2 protein-coding genes are annotated in these 3,372 nt (G+C 55.4%); one reads left to right on the top strand and one right to left on the bottom strand.

Going from position 1 to position 3,372, the window contains the following annotated elements:
- Positions 1-275 precede the first annotated feature (275 nt).
- On the top strand, positions 276-1,943 hold the full coding sequence (locus ACXJ5O_RS22235; protein WP_457301791.1) for an electron transfer flavoprotein-ubiquinone oxidoreductase: 1,668 nt from the start codon (positions 276-278) through the stop codon (positions 1,941-1,943).
- Here the strand turns inward: ACXJ5O_RS22235 and ACXJ5O_RS22230 are convergent.
- Positions 1,931-2,938 carry an endonuclease/exonuclease/phosphatase family protein gene (locus ACXJ5O_RS22230; protein ID WP_457301790.1) on the bottom strand — a complete coding sequence of 336 codons (1,008 nt, stop codon included), beginning with the start codon at positions 2,936-2,938 and terminating at the stop codon, positions 1,931-1,933. The two genes, ACXJ5O_RS22235 and ACXJ5O_RS22230, sit on opposite strands and share 13 nt — an antisense overlap.
- Positions 2,939-3,372 lie beyond the last annotated feature (434 nt).

Here is a 3,372-nt window from a genome sequence, read left to right as displayed (position 1 = left end):
GTGCGGTATCGTTTCATCAGGTCTCCCATCAGTTGGCATGCGAGACAATAAGCTGAATTATGACTGAAACCGCATCCCGTGCAAACAATCTATGAAAGTGCAAAATATTGACGTTTACGTTAAAGTAATTTAGATTCCGCCGATCGTCGTGAAATGAGGGCAATTGGCCGCATCTGGAATGCATGACTGTCTGTGTCATATGGCTATTGTTGCGCTACAAATCGGGAAAAATACTGCACAAAAGTGCTTACGGGAATGATTCTTAGGAGGATTGCATGAGCGAGGTAACCGAACTTCCAGAGCGCGAGAGCATGGAGTTTGATGTCGTCATAGTTGGAGGAGGGCCGGCTGGTCTATCCGCTGCAATCAGGCTCAAGCAGATCAATCCGGAATTGTCGGTTGTAATTCTGGAAAAGGGCGGCGAAGTCGGTGCGCACATCCTTTCGGGCGCTGTGGTCGACCCGATCGGCGTCGACAAGCTCCTGCCGGGCTGGCGCGACGAAGAAGGGCATCCCTTCAAGACGCCGGTTACGGCCGATCATTTTCTGGTTCTCGGACATTCCGGCTCGGTGCGTCTCCCGAATTTCGCCATGCCGCCCTTGATGAACAATCATGGCAATTTCATCGTCTCGCTTGGCAATGTCTGCCGCTGGCTCGGCACCAAGGCAGAAGAGCTGGGCGTAGAAATCTACCCGGGCTTTGCTGCCTCGGAAGTGCTTTACGACGACAACGGCGCTGTTGTCGGTGTTGCCACCGGTGACATGGGCATCGAGAAGGACGGCAGTCCCGGACCGGCCTATGCGCGGGGCATGGCGCTGCTCGGAAAGTATATCCTGATCGCGGAAGGCGCGCGCGGTTCGCTCGCCAAGCAATTGATCAACAAATTCAAGCTCGATGAAGGTAAGGAGCCGGCGAAATTCGGTATCGGATTGAAGGAATTGTGGCAGGTTGATCCGGCAAAGCACAAGCTGGGCCTGGTGCAGCATTCGTTCGGATGGCCGCTGGACATGAAGACAGGCGGCGGGTCATTCCTCTACCATCTTGAGGACAATACGGTCGCCGTCGGCTTCGTCATGCACCTCAACTACAAGAATCCCTATCTTTCGCCATTCGAGGAGTTCCAGCGCTTCAAGACCCATCCGTCGATTCGTGGCCTCTTCGAAGGCGGCAAGCGCCTGGGCTATGGTGCGCGCGCGATCACTGAAGGCGGTTGGCAGTCAGTGCCGAAGCTGTCTTTCCCCGGAGGAGCGCTGCTAGGCTGCTCGGCTGGCTTCGTCAATGTGCCGCGTATCAAGGGTTCGCACAATGCCATGCTCTCGGGCATGCTGGCCGCCGAACATGTGGCGGAAGCGATCGCCGCCGGGCATGCCAATGATGAGCTCATTGCCTACGAGAACGCTTGGCGCTCAAGTGAGATCGGCAAGGATTTGAAGCGTGTGCGTAACGTCAAGCCCATGTGGTCGAAGCTAGGCACAATCGGTGGCGTCATGCTGGGCGGCCTCGATATGTGGCTCAACACGGTCTTTGGCGGCTGGTCACCCTTCGGCACGTGGAAGCATGGCAAGACCGATGCAGCCTCCCTCGAACCTGCGAGCAAATACGCGCCAATCGCCTATCCAAAGCCCGATGGTGTCCTGACCTTCGACCGTCTGTCCTCGGTGTTCCTGTCGAACACCAATCATGAGGAAAACGAGCCGGTTCACCTGATCGTCAAAGATATGGGCCTGCAGAAAAGCTCCGAGCTCGAAGTCTATGCAGGACCGTCGGCACGTTACTGCCCGGCCGGTGTCTATGAGTGGGTCGAGGAGGCAACCGGGCCGAAGTTCGTGATCAACGCGCAGAACTGCGTCCACTGCAAGACATGCGATATCAAGGACCCCAATCAGAACATCAACTGGGTGCCACCACAGGGCGGCGAAGGACCAGTCTATCAGAATATGTAATTGCCTTGCCTCAGTACCGTTTGTTGATCTGGACCGCCATTGTCATCAACGCCGCTGATCGTAAAGCGTAGCAGCAGCGGCAAATGATCCGAGCCGACAGGCTGCAGTGTTTCGACGCGCGTTTGGATAATTCGGTCGGAAACGAGGATGTGATCGATAGGCAGGCCAACCCAGCGGGCCGCATGCGCCAATGAGCCGTTGACGAGCCAGCTCGGCCGCAACCCTTCGGCTGAAGATGTCTTGCTCGCTTCAGTGATGGTTTTAAGTGTCTGGCTCCAGGATGTCGCGTTGAAATCACCAGCAATAATCATTGGACCTTGGAGCCGCTCGAAGTAGGGCTTGATCGCCTCAACATTGCTGGCTTGGCCATAGGGCCACGGCCAGTCGAGGTGGATTACAGTAATAACGGCGCTGCGTCCGCCGAAATCAATGCGTGCCAAACCAATCAGACTGTCGACACATTGTGGCGTGGTACCGAGCGCGAATGGGCGGCGGGAGAGAATTGCAACGCCGCCAATATGGCTGCGGTTAGGGCAGTAAAGATTATAGGGATAGCGTGCTTCGATCGCTTTCAGTTTGGGGCGCCACGCAGTGGATACTTCCTGCAAGGTGATGACATCGGGCGCTTCTTGCGCGATCAAGCGAAGGACGTCAGCCTGGTGACGATTGTCGTAGCGCAGGTTCAGCTGCATCAGTTTGTATTCCGGCTGGGCTGTTTCAGCTTCTGCGGAAGGTGCAGGGGAGGGAACAAGCACTGAACCAAGCGCGGTCAGTGCCAACACCATTGCCATCAAACCTTCTTGCCACAGTCCAAGAATAAGGGCTGGGATGGCCGATATGGCCATCAGCACTGCAAGATGCATGCGGAAATGCGCAAAGGAATCGAACAGCGGATGGGCCGCGCCGAAAAATCCCAATACCAGCGGCAGCGAAAACGTCACCGGTATCAATACGGCGGCAAGTCTAATCCACGATGGCTTGTTCTCTGTCGTCATGCTCCGCATTAAACCGGCAATTGCGACGCAATCAAGATGGCAGCGCTAGTGATCTCGGGACAACCCACAGCACCGTTAACCGGCCTCTTATGCAACCCTGCATTCGTTGTGGTCTGCGACAATTCCAGCCATGTGTGGAGGGTTCTCTAGGCAGAAGCGGCACGTATTGAGTGAACCGGTACATCGGGGAAGATTGACTACTCCGACTCCGGCAAAGCCTTGCCTTTGAAACTTGGAGGTGAACTATGCGGTTTTTTACCGTTTAGCGTCACACTGACAATGAAGAGAACCCGGATAAGCTGGTCACTCAGCATCCGGGTTCAATTCAACTAGTCAGCAAAACGAGGGGCGGGTGAAAATCCGCTCCTCACTCCAAAATGGAATATATCAGCTTTCCCATTATTTCCAAGCAGCGGCGTTTTGGACTTTAGGCG

This window comes from Phyllobacterium sp. P5_D12, assembly GCF_054049495.1.
This window is presented reverse-complemented; position numbering and strand designations above follow the sequence as displayed.

Excerpts from the sequence above, each read along its gene's own strand:
- ACXJ5O_RS22235 (WP_457301791.1), top strand. The coding sequence starts at position 276 with ATGAGCGAGGTAACCGAACTTCCAGAGCGCGAGAGCATGGAGTTTGAT.
- ACXJ5O_RS22230 (WP_457301790.1), bottom strand. The coding sequence starts at position 2,938 with ATGACGACAGAGAACAAGCCATCGTGGATTAGACTTGCCGCCGTATTG.